Origin of the sequence: Sphingomonas sp. LR60, assembly GCF_036855935.1 — a bacterium.
Taxonomy (GTDB): Bacteria; Pseudomonadota; Alphaproteobacteria; order Sphingomonadales; family Sphingomonadaceae; genus Sphingomonas.
This window is the reverse complement of the sequence record NZ_JASPFK010000001.1, coordinates 2,899,908-2,919,032: the sequence shown is the minus strand read 5'-3', so window position 1 is coordinate 2,919,032 and position 19,125 is coordinate 2,899,908. Positions and strand designations below refer to the sequence as shown.

General features: G+C 64.2%; 19 protein-coding genes. 11 read left to right on the top strand and 8 right to left on the bottom strand.

The annotated features are described in order from the left end of the window. Positions 1 to 208 precede the first annotated feature (208 nt). Positions 209 to 1,252: a histone deacetylase family protein gene (locus QP166_RS13660; RefSeq protein WP_333916406.1), complete on the bottom strand. Its 1,044-nt coding sequence runs from the start codon at positions 1,250 to 1,252 to the stop codon at positions 209 to 211. Continuing rightward, complete coding sequence (locus QP166_RS13655) at positions 1,249 to 3,420, bottom strand: prolyl oligopeptidase family serine peptidase (RefSeq protein ID WP_333916404.1); 2,172 nt, start codon at positions 3,418 to 3,420, stop codon at positions 1,249 to 1,251. The genes QP166_RS13660 and QP166_RS13655 overlap by 4 nt, the downstream gene beginning before the upstream one ends. A 184-nt stretch (positions 3,421 to 3,604) precedes the next feature. Here QP166_RS13655 and QP166_RS13650 point away from each other — a divergent pair, with 184 nt between their 5' ends. The 7 genes from QP166_RS13650 (at position 3,605) to QP166_RS13620 (ending at position 11,043) form a co-directional block, all read left to right on the top strand. Further along, a complete protein-coding gene (locus QP166_RS13650; RefSeq protein WP_333916403.1) occupies positions 3,605 to 5,821 on the top strand; it encodes a TonB-dependent receptor in 2,217 nt (738 codons plus the stop codon). 158 nt (positions 5,822 to 5,979) lie between these two features. Further along, positions 5,980 to 6,699, top strand: a complete 720-nt coding sequence (locus QP166_RS13645; RefSeq protein WP_333916402.1) for an AraC family transcriptional regulator — start codon at positions 5,980 to 5,982, stop codon at positions 6,697 to 6,699. A gap of 127 nt (positions 6,700 to 6,826) precedes the next feature. Beyond that, positions 6,827 to 7,798, top strand: a complete 972-nt coding sequence (locus QP166_RS13640; protein ID WP_333916401.1) for an alpha/beta hydrolase — start codon at positions 6,827 to 6,829, stop codon at positions 7,796 to 7,798. Continuing rightward, positions 7,795 to 8,379, top strand: a complete 585-nt coding sequence (locus QP166_RS13635) for an FMN-binding negative transcriptional regulator (protein WP_333916400.1) — start codon at positions 7,795 to 7,797, stop codon at positions 8,377 to 8,379. The genes QP166_RS13640 and QP166_RS13635 overlap by 4 nt, the downstream gene beginning before the upstream one ends. A 45-nt stretch (positions 8,380 to 8,424) precedes the next feature. Beyond that, entirely contained in the window at positions 8,425 to 9,630 is a 1,206-nt protein-coding gene (locus tag QP166_RS13630) for a dicarboxylate/amino acid:cation symporter (RefSeq protein WP_333916399.1), read from the top strand. Positions 9,631 to 9,953: 323 nt separating this feature from the next. After that, positions 9,954 to 10,631, top strand: coding sequence for a UPF0149 family protein (locus QP166_RS13625; protein WP_333916398.1), 678 nt, complete (start codon positions 9,954 to 9,956; stop codon positions 10,629 to 10,631). Positions 10,632 to 10,638: 7 nt separating this feature from the next. Further along, positions 10,639 to 11,043, top strand: coding sequence for an SRPBCC family protein (locus QP166_RS13620; protein ID WP_333916397.1), 405 nt, complete (start codon positions 10,639 to 10,641; stop codon positions 11,041 to 11,043). A 285-nt stretch (positions 11,044 to 11,328) separates the two neighbouring features. Here QP166_RS13620 and QP166_RS13615 read toward each other — a convergent pair whose 3' ends face one another. Beyond that, positions 11,329 to 11,904, bottom strand: coding sequence for a YdeI/OmpD-associated family protein (locus QP166_RS13615; protein ID WP_333916396.1), 576 nt, complete (start codon positions 11,902 to 11,904; stop codon positions 11,329 to 11,331). Between the two features lie 210 nt (positions 11,905 to 12,114). On the opposite strand from QP166_RS13615, the gene QP166_RS13610 reads away from it, so the two are divergent. The 3 genes from QP166_RS13610 (at position 12,115) to QP166_RS13600 (ending at position 13,506) form a co-directional block, all read left to right on the top strand. Continuing rightward, the gene (locus QP166_RS13610) at positions 12,115 to 12,588 is read left to right on the top strand and encodes an SRPBCC domain-containing protein (RefSeq protein WP_333916395.1); all 474 of its coding nucleotides are present in this window, start codon (positions 12,115 to 12,117) and stop codon (positions 12,586 to 12,588) included. Position 12,589: 1 nt separating this feature from the next. Next, a complete protein-coding gene (locus QP166_RS13605) occupies positions 12,590 to 12,937 on the top strand; it encodes an ArsR/SmtB family transcription factor (protein WP_333916394.1) in 348 nt (115 codons plus the stop codon). A gap of 476 nt (positions 12,938 to 13,413) precedes the next feature. After that, entirely contained in the window at positions 13,414 to 13,506 is a 93-nt protein-coding gene (locus QP166_RS13600; RefSeq protein WP_333916393.1) for a DUF4287 domain-containing protein, read from the top strand. Positions 13,507 to 13,654: 148 nt separating this feature from the next. Here QP166_RS13600 and QP166_RS13595 read toward each other — a convergent pair whose 3' ends face one another. Continuing rightward, complete coding sequence (locus QP166_RS13595) at positions 13,655 to 14,515, bottom strand: DUF2306 domain-containing protein (RefSeq protein WP_333916392.1); 861 nt, start codon at positions 14,513 to 14,515, stop codon at positions 13,655 to 13,657. 117 nt (positions 14,516 to 14,632) lie between these two features. Continuing rightward, positions 14,633 to 15,547 (bottom strand): alpha/beta hydrolase, encoded by a 915-nt coding sequence (locus QP166_RS13590; protein ID WP_333916391.1) that lies wholly within the window; start codon positions 15,545 to 15,547, stop codon positions 14,633 to 14,635. A gap of 425 nt (positions 15,548 to 15,972) precedes the next feature. On the opposite strand from QP166_RS13590, the gene rsgA reads away from it, so the two are divergent. Next, positions 15,973 to 17,064: a ribosome small subunit-dependent GTPase A gene (rsgA, locus tag QP166_RS13585; protein WP_333916390.1), complete on the top strand. Its 1,092-nt coding sequence runs from the start codon at positions 15,973 to 15,975 to the stop codon at positions 17,062 to 17,064. Between the two features lie 179 nt (positions 17,065 to 17,243). Here rsgA and QP166_RS13580 read toward each other — a convergent pair whose 3' ends face one another. The 3 genes from QP166_RS13580 to QP166_RS13570 all read right to left on the bottom strand — a co-directional run bounded on the left by QP166_RS13580 (position 17,244) and on the right by QP166_RS13570 (position 19,107). Then, positions 17,244 to 17,543 (bottom strand): putative quinol monooxygenase, encoded by a 300-nt coding sequence (locus QP166_RS13580; RefSeq protein WP_333916389.1) that lies wholly within the window; start codon positions 17,541 to 17,543, stop codon positions 17,244 to 17,246. Between the two features lie 225 nt (positions 17,544 to 17,768). After that, entirely contained in the window at positions 17,769 to 18,371 is a 603-nt protein-coding gene (locus tag QP166_RS13575) for an alpha-hydroxy acid oxidase (protein ID WP_333916388.1), read from the bottom strand. Positions 18,372 to 18,879: 508 nt separating this feature from the next. Then, complete coding sequence (locus QP166_RS13570; RefSeq protein WP_333916387.1) at positions 18,880 to 19,107, bottom strand: hypothetical protein; 228 nt, start codon at positions 19,105 to 19,107, stop codon at positions 18,880 to 18,882. Between the last annotated feature and the right edge of the window lie 18 nt (positions 19,108 to 19,125).

The window sequence follows — 19,125 nt, the reverse complement described above, 5'->3', positions numbered from 1 at the left end:
GAAGCGATCGCTTGGCTGGGGGGGCGAGCGGTCGTCTGCTTACATGAACGGATGGCAAGTTTCGGGTGCTGCATCGGGAGCGCTGAACGGCTGAAAGTGGGTCTTTCCCGCTCCCCTGTGTTAATGGCACGAACGTTGTCTTGGTGCTTAGACTAGGATGGCACTGGCCTTGATAAACAGTATTTACCGCGCGCTTTTTAGCGAAGACCTACGAATGGCGAACCGTGGTGGGACTATCCTCGTTGAGGAGCGCATCAGTGATCACTTTCACGTTGTACCCCAGTTCGTCCGTGGCATAGCCGCCTTCCATGATAGTCACGATGGGGAGGCCGGTAGCGGCGATCCGTTTACCGAGATCGGCGATATCCTCGCGCGCGAAAGTGAAGTGCGAGATCGGATCGCCCGCATAGATATCTGCGCCGAACGACAATACGAGCAGACGGGTGCCATAATCGGTGATGGCCTTCAGGGCCTCGTCCAACACCGGCGCATATGCGTCCCAGCCGGTACCACGCGGCAACGGCAGATTTAGGGTCGTTCCGAGGCCCGCTCCCACGCCCTTCTCGTCGGCATGTCCCCAGAAAAACGGATAGTCGGTCGCCGGATCGGCGTGGATAGACACGAACAGCATCTCGGCGTCATCGTAGAAGATGTCCTGCGTGCCATTGCCGTGGTGATAATCGACGTCGAGGATCGCGACCGGGCCAAGCCCGCGCTGTCGGGCCTCCGCGGCGACGATCGCGGCGTTGTTGAGGTAGCAATAGCCGCCGAGATAATCGCGGCCGGCATGATGACCCGGCGGGCGGCAGAGCGCAAACGCCCGTCGCGTCACGCCTGTCGCGACCTGATCGAGCGCGGTGAGCGCGGTCTGCGCCGACCAATAGGCACCTTCCCACGTTCCGGCGGCGATCGGGGTCGCGGCGTCGTAGCTGTAGCGACCCAGCCGCGCATCGATCCGGGTCAGATCGAGCGCCCGCCGCCGCACCACCGGCCAGGTATAGCCGATCGCGTCGCCGCTTCGGGCCGCTGCGACCCAGTCGCGATGCGCCACCTGCAGGAACGCCAGATACTCGGCATCATGGACCCGCTGCAATGGCGCCATCCCGAAGTCGGCTGCCGCAACGGCCGGGCCGAGCGCCGCGCGGATCGCCTCGGCGCGCGCGGGAGATTCGTTGTAAGCCGTCCAGTCGCCGTTATGCAGCTCGCGGGCGGGGACATGGGCGAGTTGCCGCGGGTCGAACACGATCGTCATGCGAAGCTCCCGTCGACGCATCCTTGCGCAAAGGCATAGAGGCGCGCCATCTTGTGATTGACCGCTTCCCGACCGGCGCTCCCCTGATGCCCCGCCGTCAGGTCGGTCGTCAGCAGCGCCGGTGAGGCGGAGGTCGAGGCCGCGCGCACCGCGGCAACCAGCTTGGCCGGTTCCCAATAACCGACGCGATCGTCCTTCAGCCCAGCGGTGGTGTAGAGCGGCGGATAGGCAGCGCGGTGGACGTTCTCGTAGGGGGAAATGCCGAGCATGTAATCATAGTCCGCGACGCTCGACAGCGGATCGCCCCAATCGGGGCGGAACAGCGGGACGAGCGGATGGTCCGGGTCGCTCATCGTGTTGAGCATGTCGACGAACGGCACCGTGGCGATCACACCCGCCCAGACGTCGGGCGCCATGTTCATCGCGCCGCCGACCAGCAGCCCGCCCGCGGACAGTCCGTAGGAGACGATCCGATCGCGCGCTGCATGGCCGGTTTCGGCAAGGTGGCGCGCGCAGGCGACGAAGTCGCCGAAGCTGTTGTGCTTGCGGCGCTGCCGCCCTTCGAGGAACCAACGCCGCCCCTTTTCGGAACCGCCGCGGACATGCGCGATCGCATAGTTCCAGCCCCGTTCGACCAGCACGGTCGGCGCGACATCGAACAACGCCTCGCTCGATACGCCATAAGCGCCATAGCCATAGAGGAGCAGCGGCGTGCGGCCATCGGCGCGCGCGTCGCGTCGCGTGAGCAAGGTGATCGGCACCTGCTCGCCATCCGGCGCGGTGGCGTAGAGCCGCCGGATGCTGAACCGCGCCGGATCATAGCCGGCAAAGCGTTGCGTCGTCAGCGTGGTCGTCCGCGCGTCGTCACAATCGACTGCGATCCAGCGCGGCGGATCGGCGGGCGTCTCGATCATCACGCGGCATGATACGGCGGCATAATCCTGCTCGGCCGGGACGGTGAGCGCATAGGCATCGCCGGCGAAGCGCGCTTCGCGCACCGCGCCACGCGGCGAAAGCAGCATCAGCCGCGGCAGCGTGTCGCGCCGCTCGACCCAGGCGAGCGCGCGACGGAACGGCACCACTTGGAGGATTTGCGTGCCGGCACGGTGTGGCACCAACGTGCGCGTCTCGGCGAAGCTGCGGCGGTCGAGCCGGGCGATACGACCGTCGAGGGCCTGCTTGTCCTCGACCAGCGCGATCAGATTGCCGTCCCATTCATCGATCTCGTAGCGGCGGCCCGGCTCCCGCGGCCAGACGATCGCCGGCGCGCGATCCTCCGCCGCTGCGGCGACCAGGCGAACCTCGCTCGTGTCGGGACCGGAGAGCGTGATCGCGACGAAGCCGTCCGCGGCGGTGCGCCGGAGCGCCATAAAGATCGCCGGGTCGCGCTCCTCATAGACCAGTTGCGGCGCGCCGCCGGTCACCGGGGTGCGATATACGCGCGTCGGCCGGTTGCGCGCGTCGCGCCAGATCCAGAACAGCCAGCGCGACGAGGGCGAGAAGACCAGCCCGCTATAGCCATAAGCGTCGGTGTCGACGACGACGCTGATCGTGCCGGTGGCGAGATCGCGGACGCACAGCCGATGGCGATCGTTGCCGCCGATATCCTCCGCCCAGGCATAGAGCCGGCTGTCGGGGCTGACCTGTTGTCCGGTCGTGCGATAATATGCGTGGCCGCGCGCGCGTTCGTTCTCGTCCAGGAGCAGTTCGGTCGCGCCATCCGGCCCGCGGCGGCGCAGATAACGCGGATGCGCGCCGCTGCTGTCATCGGTGACATAGGTCCAGCCACCGCGCGTCACCGCGGGCTCGCCGCCCTCCAGTGGCACGCGCGCGGCGAGCGCAGCGAGGAACCGGCGCTCCTGCTCGGCGACGCGCTCCATGACGCTGGTGGCATAGGCGTTCTCGGCACGCAGATGATCGCGAACCATCGGCGGCATGGTGGCGATGTCGCGCTGTCCAGCGGGCGGGACATATTTGAGCCAGGCATAGGGATCGTCGCGGGTGCGCCCGAGTTGGCGGCGGATCAGCGGGATGCGTGGTGTCTGCGGCGCGCGGGGCAATGCAGGCCCGGTGGCGCTGACCGGCCGCCTGACCGCCACGAAGAGCGCGGCGGTGCTCGCCCCGACAAGAAAACGGCGACGGGCGCAAGGCAGGTGGTCGGCGGGCATGGCGGTCGTCGATCCTCGTTCGATGAGGTGACCCCGACGTTAGAGCCGCGCCGCGCCGGCTCGCAATCACCAGGCGCGAAATGGCCCGATCGCGATGGCGATCGGCCCTGTCCGCGCGGTCACGCCGCAAGAATGCGCGTCAAATACGCATGTTGATGATATTGCAGGGAAGGCGGGGGCGACAATGCGCAAGATCCTTTCACATCGCATCGAGGCGAGCATCCTGGCGATCGCGATGATGCTCGCGAGTGGCGCAGCGACGGCGCAGACCGCGCCCAATGCGCCGCCGGAGGCCGGAAGCGACCGCGACATCGTCGTCACCGCCACCAAGCGCGACGAGAGCGTCAGCGATCTCGCCGGATCGGTGTCGGCGGTGACGCAGGACGACCTCCAGCGGCTCAACGCGCAAAGTCTTTCCGACTATATCACGCGCGTGCCGGGCGTGGTCTTCAACGATTACCAGCCCGGCGTGTCGGAGGTGGTGATCCGCGGCGTCGCCTCGACCACCTACCACGAGGCGAACCAGGCGACGACCGGCTATTACATCAACCAGATCCCGCTGGTGGAGCCGGGCTTTCCGCTCGTCATCCCCGACATCGACGCGTTCGACGTCAAGCAGGTCGAGGTGCTGCGCGGCCCGCAGGGCACGCTGTTCGGTTCCTCGTCGCTGGGCGGTGCGGTCAATTACGTCGTCAACGAGGCGGATCCGACCCGGATCGACGCAGGGGCTGAGGGGATCCTCTCCAGCACGCGCCGCGCCGGTGATGCGAGCTATGCCGCCAAGGCGATGATCAACGTGCCGGTGGTCAACGACAAGCTCGCCGTGCGGCTGGTCGCGCTGCAACGCTACGACGCCGGCTATCTCGACAATGTCGGCACGGGCGAGAAAGGCAGCAACGATCTGCGCGTGCGCGGGCTGCGCGGCTCGGTGGTGTGGCAACCGGGCGAGACGACCAAGCTGGCCGCGCTGGCGATGTATCAGCAATATGATCTCGCCGATCAGACCTATGTGCTGTTCGGCGACACGCCGAAGACGTTCGAGCGCAACACCAACGTCGACGAATATCAGGATACCGAGATCCAGCTGTACAGCCTGCGGCTCGATCAGGAACTCGGCTTCGCGAACTTCACCGCGATCGGAAGTTATACGCAGAAGAAGGCCGATCTGGCGTTCGATGACTCGATCTTCCTCGGGATCGACACGCGCACGGGCACGCCGCAGCTGTCCAGCTCGACCGGCAAGTCCACGACCTACTACGGCGAAATGCGGCTTGCCTCGAAGGGGGACGGGCCGTTCACCTGGTTGCTCGGCACCAACTTTACCAAGCTCCGCTCGGACTCGACCGATGGGGCGCGGCTCGCCGGCATCGGCGGTTATATTGACGCCAACCCCGGCGATTTCGGCGGACAGCCGAGCAGCGTCATCGCGCCGGGCGATCTGCTGCGACGCACCGTCAGCACCAACCGCGTGCGCGAGATCGCGGCGTTCGGCGAACTGGGCTACACCTTCCTCGACACGTTGACGCTGACGCTCGGAGGGCGCGTCTTCCAGTATGAATCGCGACCGCGGCTGCAGTTTCTTCCAAACGCCGCATTGATCGCGCCGTTCGACTATCAGCCCGGCTCGCAGAAGGAATCGGGCTTCGTTCCCAAGGTGTCGCTTGCGTGGAAGCCGACCAGTCGCTTCACCCTGTACGGCCTGTACTCGGAAGGCTTCCGGATCGGCGGGGTCAATGTCTACAGCGCCGCGACCGGAACCCCGCTGACGTTCGGCAGCGACAGCACGCAGAATTACGAGGTAGGCGCGAAGTTCGAACTGGTGCCCGGCGCAATGTCGTTCGACATTGCCGCGTTCCACATCAAGTGGAACGATATCCAGTCGCGGCTGTTCACGCCGGTCACCTTCGACGCCTATACGGTGAACGGAGGCGGAGCGAAAATCGATGGCGTCGAATTGTCGCTCGTTTTCCGCCCGAGCCGCAACCTGACCTATTCCGCGAATGTGACCTATAATGACGCGCGACTGTCCGGGCTGCTTCCCGACAGCAGCGCGCCGGGCGGTGGCTATGCTGCCGGAACGCAGCTGCCGGGCGCGTCCGACTGGATCATTGCGAACCAACTCGACTGGGAGCTGCGCAGCTCGCCGCTGCGCCCGCGGATCGGGATCGCGCATCGCTATCTGTCGGCGGCACCGGTGGCGTTCGGCGCGACGTTGCAGAAGGGCGACTACAGCCTCGTCGATCTCAACGCGGCGATCCAGATCACCGATGGTGTGGAGGCGGGCGTGTTCGCTAAGAATCTGTTCGATGCCTACGGCATCCTCAACGCGCCTTTCTCGTTCGCGGGCAGTGTCACCCGGCCGCGCACGATCGGCGCGAGCTTGCGCTTCGCGCTACGGTGAGCGTCGTAGTGCCGCTGATACACCGCCCCGATGCGACGCCATTTAACCCGGCAAGGCGTAGACTTGTCGGGCGGCCGGCAGGCTGCCATCGTCGCGACAATGACGTGGCAAGCATCGTGATTGGGCCAAGCGATACCTCCGGGTGCCTCCGACCGTCGGTGCGCGGGCTGACCGATGAATATGGCGCAGGTTTCGTCGATCCAATGCACGCGCACGACTGGATCCAGGTGCTGTACGCCTGTTCAGGGGTGATGTCGGTAGTGACCCCGTCGACCAGCTTCGTCGTGCCGCCGCAGCGCGCGCTGTGGTTGCCCGCCGGACAGCGTCACGAGGTGTCGTGCCGCGGGCCGGTGTCGCTCCGCACGCTCTATGTCGACCCGGCGCTCTATCCCGACCCGCCGCCATGCCGCGTTATCGAGGTGAGCGATTTCCTCAAGGCGCTGATCCTGAAGACCGTATCCTTCGGTGCCGAGTATGACCCGCTTGGCCATGCCGGCCGGGTGGTCACGGTGCTTCTTGACGAGATTGCGGCGATGCCTGTGGCGCCTTACGGCGCGGTGATGCCGGGCGACCCGCGCCTGTTGCGGGTCTGCCGTGCGATCCTGGCGCAGCCCGCCGACGATCGCGACGTCGACGACTGGGCGTGCGTGGCGGGGATGGGGCGGCGCACTTTCACGCGCGCGTTCAAGCGCGAAACCGGCATAAGCCTGGCGGTGTGGCGCCAGCAGGTGCGTTTAATGGAAGCGCTGTCGCTGATGGCGGCCGGCCGCCCGGTGACGACGATCGCCTTCGATGTCGGTTACGACAGTCCCAGCGCGTTCACCGCGATGTTCCGCCGCGCTTATGGGGTGCCGCCCAGCCTGTACGCGCTGCCGTGACGCGGCCCGCGCGCGGCAGTGATCGGCCCGGCCGCGCGGGGCAGGCCAGCGCCTTTCCATGCCACAGGTGGATGCGAGGACGCAGCAGCGAGACGGGCCGGCATCGCCCGCGCGAGGAGCAGGACGCATGACACGGACCACCGAGGCGCTGGTCGCGCACGACGACGTCGATCCCGAGATCAGGCGCTTCGTCGTCGCGCTCAATCATGGGTACGGGCAATTCTCCGACTTTGCCGCGCTGCCGCTGCCCGAACGTCGCGCTGCGGCCGAGATCGTACGTGCGCCGTGGCGCGCGGGTGGGCCGGTGATGGCGAAGACGGTCACGGCCGAGCTCGCCGGATGCCGCGCCCGTTTCCACTATCCGCAGCGATCCGACGCGTTGCAACCGGCGCTGCTCTACATCCATGGCGGCGGCTGGACGATGTTCAGCATCGATACGCATGACCGGCTGATGCGCGAATATGCGGCCCGCGCCGGCGTGGTGGTGGTCGGCATCGATTACAGCCTGTCGCCCGAGGTGCGTTACCCGGTCGCGCTCGATGAGATCGTCAAGGTATACCGGGCGCTGCGAGACGAGGCGGGCGACTTCGGGCTCGCACCGGCGGCGATTGCGATCGGCGGGGACTCGGCGGGCGGCAATCTCGCCGTTGCCGCCAGCCTGCGGCTGCGCGACGCCGGGGAGCGGCCGCCGGCGGCGATGCTGCTCAATTACGGCGCGTTCGATCCGGCGCCGACCGCCAGCTATGCGCGCTATGACGGTCCCGCCTATATGCTGACCGTCGCGGAGATGGACGGCTTCTGGCGCGACTATGCCGGCGATCCCGCGACGCTCGACGATCCGCTCGTCGCGCCGCTGCGCGCCGACCTGACCGGGCTGCCGCCGAGCTTCCTCGCCGTGCCCGAATGCGACATCCTCGCCGACGCCAATCGCGTGATGGCGGAGCGGCTCGGTGCCGCCGGTGTGCCGGTCGAGCTGCGGCTCTATGCCGGCGCGACGCATAGCTTCCTGGAAGCGGTGTCGGTGTCATCACTGGCGGATGCAGCGTTCGACGAGGCCGCGCGCTGGCTCGCGGCGACCCTGCGGCGCGCGCCGGCATGAGCTTCGTTCCGCGCACGCTGGGCGAGATCGCCGCGCTGATCCGCGACCATCCGCTCGCCTGGGTCGCATCGCGCGACCTTGATGCGACCCTGCTCCCATTGATCGTCGAATGCGACGCGTACGGGACGCCGGTGGCGCTGGTCGGCCATTATCCGCGCCGCAACCCGCAGGTCGCTGCCTTTACCCGCGACCCGCACGCGCTGATCCTGTTTACCGGGTCGCAGGGCTATGTCTCGCCAACGCTGGTGTCGAACCCGACGTGGGGCGCGACATGGAACTATGCCGCGGTCCGGATCGTCGCGACGCTGACCTTCGTGCCCGACGAGACCGAGGATGCGCTGCGCCGTCTCGCCGCCCGACTCGAGCCCGCGGGTGGCTGGCGCCCCGAGCAGATGGGCGAGCGCTTCGATCAGCTCTCGCCGCACGTCGTCGCATTTCGCGCGCAGATTCTCTCGTGTGAGCCGCAGTTCAAGCTAGGGCAGGACGAGAGCGCTGCAACGTTCGCCGAGATCGTCTCCAATCATCCCGACCCGGGGCTGGCCGCGGCGATGCTTAGAAACCGGCCCATCGATGACGATTAATTATTCGCCCGCATCTGGCGCCGCTTCGTGCTGAACGGAGCGTCTGTGCGCATCCTCGCTGGCCTGTTGCTCGGCGTGATATTCGGGGCGCTGATGTCCGACGGAATGGCCGTGATCGTCGCACCGGTCGCGCGACCGATCGGCAAGTTATGGCTCGACTCATTGACGATGACGGTGGTGCCGCTGGTCTTCTCGCTGCTCGTCACCGGCGTAATGCGCGCGGCCGCACAAGCGGCAGGGGGACGACTGGCGGCGCGTGCGCTTGGCTGGTTCGCCGTCCTGCTCGTCGCGGCGGCGCTTGTCGGCGCGGGAGTGACGACTTTGCTGCTCGACCTGTCGCCGTTACCCGCCTCCGCCAGCGCACTACCGCGCGTCGCTGGTGCCATGCCGGTCCTGCCTGCTGCGACTAATTGGCTCGACAATGTCATCCCTACCAATCCGATCCGCGCCGCGGCGGAGAGCGCGATGGTGCCGCTCGTAGTCTTCGCGCTGTTGTTCGGGCTGGCTGCGAGCGGAATTGAGCCGATAGCCCGCAGTGCGCTGACCCGCGTGCTCGACGGCGTGGCGCAGACCATGCTCCGGATCGTCGGTTGGGTGTTGTGGATCGCGCCGCTGGGCGTCTTTGCTCTGGCAATCGGCGTTGGGCTTGTGTTGGGCGGCGGCGCAGCGGGCGTGCTGGCGCATTATGTCGCGGTGATCGTCGGCGCTGCGATGGCGACGATCGTGCTCGCCTATGTCGCAGCGGCGCTACTGGGCGCGATTAGCCCGCTGGCATTCGCGCGTGCGGCGCTACCGGCTCAGGTGATCGCAGTGAGCACGCAATCGTCGCTCGCTTCGTTGCCGGCGATGGTCGCGGCGGCGCCGGCATTGCGGGTGCGCAACGAGGCGGCGTCGGTCGTCCTGCCATTAGCGGTGTCGCTATTTCGCGCGACCACCGCTGCCGCCAATGTCGCGGTGGCGACGTATCTCGCCGCCGTTCACGGAGTGACGCTTGGCGCGTCGACGCTCGTTGTCGGTGCGATCGTTGGTGCGGCGGTGAGCGTTGCTGCGGTGGGACTGCCTGCTCAAGTTTCGTTTTTCGCGGTGATCGCGCCGATATGTTTGACCATGGGGGTGCCAGTGACCCTGCTGCCGCTCTTACTCGCCATTGAAACGGTTCCTGATATTTTTAGAACCCTAGGGAACGTCACAGCCGATCTCGCGGTGATGCGGATCGTTGGGCGGGAAGCGGATCGTAGATCCAGTGATTGATCGATGTTGCTCTCGTAAGTTGGCGAGTTTGCTGACCCCTGCCTGATACGTCCGCTTGCGCTACGAGTAATACAGAACTGGCGGCTAGCTTAGACATTACCGGCGCGGCTCAATTAACGGCCGAGCTAGTGCATCTGAACGAATGTCTGAAGTTCGGAGGCGGAAGGCAGCCCACGATGACCGATTGTGGGTCTTCCGGTAGCCACGCGACCGGTCCGCAGCCAATTCGCCCAGTCACGGCGTTACCGCGGGGCCGACTGTCGAGGTAGCTTCTTCGGCCTGATAAGATAGGACGCCGCCCCAGTAGCCATCGCAGGTAGCCATTGCCGATCGACATGAGACAGCTCCCCTCCCGACTCCGCCGCCTGGACGATGCGCTGGCCGATCTCCCGCTTGATGAACCGATGCTACTGACTGAGCTGGATGGCTTCCTCACCGGCGTCCTCGTCTCTCCCGAGCTCATTATGCCCGCCGAATGGCTCCAGAGCGTCTGGGGCTCGGACGAGAGCGGAACCGCACCCTTCGACGACCCCGTCGACGTGCAGTGGTTCGCCGATGCCGTTCTGGCCCGATACAACGAGATCGTTCGCGATCTCGGTCGCGGCAAGCTCCAGCCAATCTTCGACGTCGACGAGCGCAACGGCGACGTGCTCTGGGAAATGTGGATCGACGGCTTCGCCGAAGCGATGGAGCTGCGGCCAAAGGCGTGGGCGGCGCTGAATGCGAGCGGAGATGCCGATGTTAAGACGGCCATCTCAAGCATGTCGACCCTGATCGCGGTCGCTAGGAACGAGAGCGATCTCGACAGCATGCAGATCAACGCGCTGGAGGATCAGGCACCATCGAGAATCATCGATGGAGTTCTGCAGCTTCACGCTGCGCGTATGCAGAACACCGGCTCTCCGGTAAGCCCGCCGACTGGCGGACGCGCTGCCAAGGTCGGTCGCAACGACCCGTGCCTCTGCGGTTCGGGCGAGAAAAGCAAGCGATGCTGCGGATGAAGAGATCATGACGACCAGCGAAGTGCGCATTATACACGTCACCATTCACGTGCCGATAGAGAGGGCCTATGCTTTCGTGCATCGGCCGGAGAACTTCCCGCGTTGGGCGGCCGGACTGGCCGACAGCCTTCGACCTACGGAGCGCGGCTGGGTTGCCGACACACCTGAGGGCGAGGCGCTGATCCACTTCAGTGAGCCCAACGTATTTGGGGTGCTGGATCACCGCGTCGTGCTGAACGGCAAACCCGACGTGGTGGTGCCGATGCGCATGGTCCCGAACGGCGACGGCACCGAGGTGCAGCTCGTCCTGTTCCGCCAGCCGGGCATGACCGACGCCGACTTCAAGCGCGACGCGCGTATGGTGAAGGGAGATCTGGGAGCGTTGAAGACGCTGCTCGAAGCCGAAAGGTGACGATCGGCGCAGCGATTGAGCGCTTGCAAGCGGGGCATGATCTTGTCGACGCGCTGTCGACCGGGTGCTCGCGTCGGAGATCGCCCATCTGCGTAAGATCATCCAGCGTGTTGGCGAGGGACCGAAAGTTTCCATTCATGAGCTGAGATCCCCTGCTCAGGAGAACGCCCCGGCGACCCAGAGGGTGCGCTGGCGCGCGCGCCCGTGATGCGGGAAAGCTAGCTGAACGGAAGGTGGAAATCGGGAAATCGGCCAAACGAGCTGAATGGCGGCTAGTGGGTCAGGTCAATGAAAGCGCTCACCGCGCGCGAGTTGCGCGAGAATCTGCTGCATCCTGCGAACCCGGGTCTCCGGCCGCTTGGCCGTCTGAAGGCGGTAGTAAATCGGGTATAGGTTCTTACGATCTAGAGTATGGAAGAACGCTTCTGCCTCCGGCCGGGCCGCTAGCGCATCCAGGAAATCTTGCGGTATGACCATTGTGGCCGAGCCCTCATAGGCCGTGTCCCAACGTCCCTCTGCCCGCGCGGCCTGGACATGGGCAAGGCCAGCCGGTGTTATGCGACCTTCAGCTATCAGCCGCTCGGCATGATCGCGGTTCCTGGCTGACCAGTTGGATCCTGACCGGCGTGGCGTGAGGCGCTGGAGGTACGAGCGCTCGTCCGCAGATCTTTTTAGGCCGTCGATCCAGCCGAAACGGATCGCCTCCACGACGCAGTCGGTCCACGTAACAGACCGCTGTCCAGAGCCCTCCTTGTAGATGCGCACCCATAGCTCTCCGCTTGTGGCGTGGTGCTCGGCAAGCCAGCCGGCAAGATCCTCAGGGGTCTCGAATGCGATGCTATCGGCGTGACGGAGCGACATCACCCGAAGCTAACCAAGGACGAGCCCGCTGAAAAGCGGCGCGTCGCCGCCTTTCGCTGATGGGTCCTTGCCACGAAGGAAAAGTCGCACGCACCCTAGCCTGACCTACTCGGGTGACCGGATATCTCGTTAACTAAGACTGAGGTTGATACTTGACTAAGGCGAGGGCGCCTTGCATAGTGAAGCCATTACCGTAGTGAGGAGCTGGACATGACCAACCCTGCCGCCGTGCACGGCAACTTCACAATCGAGCGGCGCTACCCGGTAGCGCCCTCCAAGGTGTTCGCCGCGTGCGCCGATCCCGCGATCAAGAAGAGCTGGTATGCGGAGAGTCACACGCACGAGATCAAGGCATTCGAGAGTGACTTTCGCGTCGGCGGCGCCGAGCGGCTCATCTATACGTTCGGACCGGAGACACCCTTTCCCGGCGTCGTGCTGACGAATGACGGCGTCTTCCATGACATCGTGGACGGACAGCGCATCATCATATCGTCTCGTATGGCAATCGCGGGCAGGCCTATCTCGGTCGCCCTAGAGACAATCGAGATCGCGGAGGCGGACGGAGGGACGGCGCTCACTTGCACGTTCCAAGGTGTGTTCTTCGAGGGCTCCGACGGTCCTGTTATGCGTGAGCACGGCTGGAGCGACCTGCTGGATCGGCTCGCTCGCTTCCTGGCGGACTGACGTGGCGCGGCCACGCCGGAAGGTCGACGGTGAGCCGATTGATCTGCTGCTCCATGCGCTGGGTGATCCGACACGACGTCGCATGATCGAACGGCTGGGCGAGCGCCCGCATGCCGTCTCGGCGTTGGCTGAGCTGTCCGGAATCACGCTCACAGCTGTCGGCCAGCACATCCGAGTTCTTGAGGAGGCAGGTCTTGTCACCAGTAGCAAGCTAGGCCGTGTCCGATCCTGCCAGCTCGATCATGATGGTTTGAAGATCGTGGAGCAATGGTTGAGCGCGCGACGATCAGCATGGGACAGGCGGCTCGATGCGCTAGGTTCGCTCCTGTCTGGTCAGCAGGAAGGGTAGGGGTAGGCCTGTGAGCCGCTCGCGTCGACCTACAACATCGGCTTCGGGCCTCTCGCGCTTCGGAAACACAATGGCTGTCGGAAGGAGCGAGCCCCTCGTGTCGGGCTCGCCGTCAGCGTCCCCGCGGAACCTCGTTCGACTATCTGCCAACCAGACCAACGAAACGGCTTTTCGGACCGCTTAGAAGCCTCGAACGCCGATACGAACGAACGGTATCGAGATGCGGCAGGGCGTCCGGATCGACCTCCTCTGGGTCGCCGAGACGGCCTGACGCAATCAGCTCGAGGGCTACCTGGCTTGCACTTGCCCGCGAACAGCTTGAGGATGCCGGAGCCTCTTACGAGTTGAAGGATGACGTCGATGGCAAGTGAACCGGTGAAGGGACCCGCGTCCTATTTCCCCTCCATCGAGAAGAAGTATGGCAAGCCATCGCCGAATGGCAGCAGATCGTCCGAGACCGTCTGCCCGCCAAGCACATGGAGTTGGTGGCCATGCTGAAGGACGAGCACGGGATGGGACACGGCCATGCCAATGCGGTGGTGGCACACACGCTGACGGAGAAAGGCTAGCCTGCTCGGCACTCGTTTGGACGCGGCGCTACCGTCAGCCGTCGGCATGAACGAGTGGCTGAAATCGGGGAGTTGCTCGTAGTAACTGGACGTCTGGAAGTGGGTCTACCAGGACAAAGCTCGATCGTTAGCTTAAGAGCGCGCGTATTTAACCTTCCAGTATGCCAAGGCGCCAAAGGATGGCAGGACCCCATCCCAGAAAGGTGATCATTGTCGTTGCGAGCAGAAGGCAGACCGCCACCGTGCCTAACAGCGCAGTCGCTACGATTTTGGTCGACGCAGAGGCGTTGCGTTGCCGCCCCTGGATGAAGAACTCTGCCACGGCCAGGTTTGGCAGGTAGAACCAGAAGACCATGATCATGTCGAACCAACCATCGAACCTCTTCGTATGTCCAACGCCGCCGGCCAGCAAGCGCCAGAAGCCATAGTCCATCCGGTAAAGCCAGGAGCCGATTGCTAGCGCGAACAACCGGATGGCCCAAGCCCGATGCTGAACTAGACGTCGCGCCATAGCATGCCGGACAGTCTCTTCGGCGGCGACCGTTATCAACGCGCCGTAGAGTGCAAAGCCGGCACTCATTACCGGTCCGCCAACGGTGCCGCGGAACACGATGTAAACCAGGCCTCCGATGCCTGTCACTAAGGCCGCCGTCGCATATACCCTGCCAGTCCAGCGATGCAGAACGGGGTGGCGCTGTCGAACCCCAGCCATCAGTTGGATCGGTCCCAATAGAAGCAGCACGGCGCCAAAGCCGAAGTGTAGGCCAATGCCGATGCTCGCAGACAGTGAACCTTGAGCGTACAGACCCGGAAAGCCGTCATTCCAATCCTGATACGTCCCGGCCACCGCGCCACCGACGTACAGCGCCAGAATGAACGCTGCGAAGATGCCCGAGCTGACCCAGACGATGGCGACCAGGCTTTTGGCGGACCAGCGCAAAGCCTTATCGACCCAACCGGCGTTAAGCCTGGAGTTTGGCAGTGCATCTGCATCGCGCAAGGTAGCCAACGGCGTTGCCCCCTCAATGGCAAACGAAGGCTGTCACACTGCGCTAGCTGACGCAACTTACTTGCCGAATGGTATGCTCAGGCGGGTCAACCTCCTATCCGGCACACGCTGGCCGGCCTATTTTGGCAGCTTTCGGACCGCATCTGTTATCAGTGCCACCGTTCCTTGGCCCTGCGGCAAGGTCGGATTGATGATGCTGAAGTGGCCGGTGTTAGTCGGACGGTAAGCAGTGACCGGATCGCCTGATCGACGGGCCTTGTCGATATAAGGCTGCATGAGGTCGGCGAACGCCGCCTGAGCGAGATACTGAGGCACGTGCAGCGGCAGGTGATCCTGGGGAGAAGCGTCACGGTAGCGCTGCGGCACCTGAGCCGGTGTGCCGCCCATGAAGGGCACGATCACTGGCTTGCCGCAGGCGTCCGCATCCTGGCCAATGAATTCGGCCAGCGCGCCCGGCCCGTCGATCGCCACCACCGCCCTTGGCAGCAACGGATCGGGCAACGCTATCTGGCTGCCGGGCGATAGCCGGTCGCGCATCGCGCTCCAGAGTGCGAGTTGCGCGCCTGCCGAGTGCCCGGCGACCACCATTCGATTCAGGTCGAGCCGGTAACGCCGAGCAAGCTGCCTCAGCGCATCGATCGCTGTGCCCACGTCGCGCATCGTTCCGGGCCATCCACCACCGGCATCGCCGACGACGCGGTACTGCACGTTCAGGGTAGCGATGCCTCGCCTGGTCAGTGCATCGGCAATGGGTGCAATCGTTCCGCTACTACCGAAGCTGACGTCCCAGCAACCACCATGGATGATCACGGCGATCGGGAAGGGGCCTTTGCCGGGCGGCACGCGCAGATCGGCGTATTGCTTCGGTGCCGGCCCGTAGCGGACAGTATCGGTCGGAGCGCTCACCGCCATGCGCTCGAGGGCGGACGGACCGTAGAAGTGCCAAAGATAAGCAAAGCGGGCGTACGGCCAAGCCGCGATGCCGAGCCCGACGATGACTAACACGATGCCGCCCCAGATCCACTTTCGCATAAGACGCCCCCGCCAGCCCGCTTATTAGTAGCACCATTAAGCGGCAAAAGGGAGCGCTTCCCACCTGAACGAAGGACCGAAACGTGGAAGGCGTTCAAGCCGGCTGAGCGGCGGATTTTGGGTCTTCTCATACACGACGAGATCCATCCCTGTTATGGTCTAGGGACAAGTCAGGCTCGAGCACGCACCCTCGCTGCCCCTTGCCGCGGGTCTGGTCGCGAACCGCGGATCAGTGTAGCTGGAATAAGGTTCTCATGTTGAGCGCGTCGCTCAAGCTGGAATCCCGAGCGCCGGAGCGACTGACATACCACGCAAACCAAATTACGACTTCGAGCGCCGCGAGCGCGAGAAGGCCAAGGCGGCCGAGTCTGCGAAGAAGGCGCAAGCCAAGGCGGCTAGGCGAGCAGCTGAGCAAGGCACGCCGGATGCAGATCAATCAGGCGGATCGTGAGTCCGCTGAGGCAATGACGGTGTCGTCCGATCTCACTCTCGCACATCTCGGCTGGAGATCTTTCTTCGCCGAGCAGGTCTCCGCCGAGCAGAGCCAAAACTGTCAGCCTGTGCGGGTCATGTCGGTTCATCGTGGACAGGTGACCGTCTTAGGAGAGGGGATCGAGGATTCGATCTCGTCGAGCTTGACCGTGCAGAGGGGAGCAGCGGACCGGCCCACTGTCGGCGACTGGCTGCTGATCGACCGGAGCAGCCGAAGCCTGGTGCGTATCCTCGATCGCACAAACCTGTTCAAGAGGCCTGCGCCGGGCGACGGTCGCCGCGTCCAGCTCATCGCCGCGAACATCGACACGCTGTTCATCGTCTCATCGTGTGATCAGGACTTCAACGTTGCGCGCATCGAGCGCTATCTCGTGCTCGCGCGCGAAGTCGGCGTCCGTCCTGTCCTGGTGCTCACGAAAGCCGACCTGTCACCTGCGCCTGAGCGCTTGGTCGAGGAGGCGCGCGCACTCCAGTCGGGGTTGCGGGTGGAACTGGTCGACGGACGCTATACGACCAGCGCCGGCCACCTTGCCGGCTATTGCGGCCTCGGGGAGACGGTTGCGCTGGTGGGATCGTCCGGCGTCGGCAAGTCGACCCTCGTCAACACGCTGAAGGGATCGGAGAGCATTGCAACCCAGCCAGTCCGAGAGGATGATGGCAAAGGCCGGCACACGACGACCGTGCGCGAAATGCATCGACTCGCCGGTGGTGCGGACGGCCCTGCCGCAGATGGTGGCGGCTGGCTAGTGGACACGCCCGGCATGCGCGAACTCCAGATGTCCGAAGTAGCCTCCGGCGTGACCGAGGTTTTTGACGACGTCACGGCCGTGACGCTCGAGTGTCGGTTCGCGAACTGCACCCACACGGACGAGCCTGGATGCGCTATCCACGTCGCGATGACGCAAGGCGATCTTGATCCCGCTCGCGTCGAACGATGGCGCAAGCTCGCCCGGGAAGACGCGGAAAACAGCGGCGCCGTGGCAATGCGCCGCTCCCGGCGTGGCAAAGTTGGCGACAGGAGATGACGATTGTCCGATCTCGACGTTCGCGCGCCGGCGTCCGAGCGCCGAAAAGCCGACAGCTTTGACACGGCCAGAATGCTGGAATTTGAATCCTGAACGAGCGTCCAGTTCCAGGAAGCGGCATCGGCAGCGTGAATGTCGTATTGTAGGTCTTTTTCCGGCAGTGTGACGAAAAGTCTAAATCAATCTGCAACGTCAATGGCGTGCGTCTTGATGATGAGCGGTCGCGCTGCTGCTAGGTCGCGTGCGGCCAAGCCAAATGCCTTGAAGTGATCCGAATTCATGTGGGCCACAACGGCGGCATCATCGACATAGAGCTCGTCAAAAACGTAGCGCTGTTCGCCTTCGGTTTCGCGCCAAAGGTCATAGTGCAGCACGCCAGCTTCAGCGCGTGAAGCGGCAACGCAGACGCTGGCCACTTCGACGAAGGCGTCTTCCTGTCCGGGCTTCACCGATACGAACGCAACTACCTTCACCGACATCGTCGATCTCCCGATCCTAAATCGATAAGTGAACACATTCGGTGACGACATCAACCCGCCCGGATCGGTGTCAAAGCGACTGGGTGTGTCGTGGAGTTGCCGTGGCTTGCATGGACGAGCGGTTCGGGGAGCTCGATAGTGCCACAAACTACCGGAATTCAATTCTTGCAATCAAACGTAGAGTGGCGAGGGTCGGTCAGTCGCAGCGTAAGCCGGTGTTGCTCGTCAGCCGATAATGGGGCTACTTAGCCGGTTGCGGATGTGGCGACGTGATATGGCGGCTATATCGTTGATCCCCGCCAGCCTCAAAGTGCGCTCGAACTCCGCTCGCAGAATGGTCAGCAGGCGATCGACGCCCGGCGCGCCTCCTGCCGCCAGACCATAGAGGTAGGGACGCCCGATCGAGCAGGCAGTCGCCCCTTGAGCAAGCGCCTTCACCACGTCGGAGCCACGCCTGATGCCACCGTCACAGATCACATCAGCCGCATCGCCGATAATGGTGCGTACCGCTTCGATCTGGTCGATCGGAGCGGGCGCACCGTCTAGCTGGCGCCCGCCATGATTGGAGATGATGACCCCGCTTGCGCCCGAGGCGATTGATCTTCGCGCATCTTCGGGCGTCATCACGCCTTTGATCGCGAGCGGACCGTTCCATTCGCGTGCAAGCCACTCGACATCGCGCCAGCCAACAGATCGGTCGAACTGGCCGCCGATATAGTCGAACAAGCTCATCGGGCCCGATGCCAGCGCATCGATTTTGTGGCTGACATTGGCGAGATTGAACTTGGATCCGGTCAGCGCCGGTAGCGACCAGGAGGGTACTGTCAAACCAACGTACCGGCTTGCTCGAGAGCCGGGCAGGGTTGGTGTTTTTCGTCCCCTGAGCTATGCAGGCCGGGCTGTCAGTGCTGCGAGCTTGCTTGGTATTTCCCGAGGTCAGCGCCCTTTTGCCCGCTAAGTAGCAGGCAAAAGGGCAAGAAGCTCGCCTTCTGTCGGTCATGTGCAGTTGCTTTGACAGCACCACTCGAGAGCTGCGCTGGCAAAAAAATAGCGAGCCCGCGCTCGCTAGTTAGGAGAATGGGGACACATCCCGCGGCTTCCTCTGAGCGCGATTCGTGACGACTTCATGACTTGCCGAAATTTGGATCCTTGCCCCGGGCGCTAGCGGATAACGCGTCATCGGCAAGAGAGGCGGTGCCCCCTCCACCTCGATGTCGGCCTTGGGCGCTTCCGGCCAGTCCGCTTTCCCGCCCGATTGCACCCGGAACGGCGAAGAAGGGCGGGGCGGACATCGTGCCGCCAACGACCTCGAAGGAGGATACCTTGCCCTCGGTTGTCAGATGAAATCGGTAATTTCGAGACTTACCTGGAATGAGACCTCACGTCGGCTTTCAATCTCTTCAATGCGACATTCCGCGACGCGCTTGCTCTCGGAGGTTTGCTCCTCAAGGAGCATCTGGAGGGCTGATCGCGTAACTGCGTCTCGTGCTGCGCTCATGGAGGGGAATTCCTCGATCGCGGTAAAGGTGTTCCCGTCCATGATAACGATTGCAAAGGCCGCCATGGCCGGCCTGTGAACGAA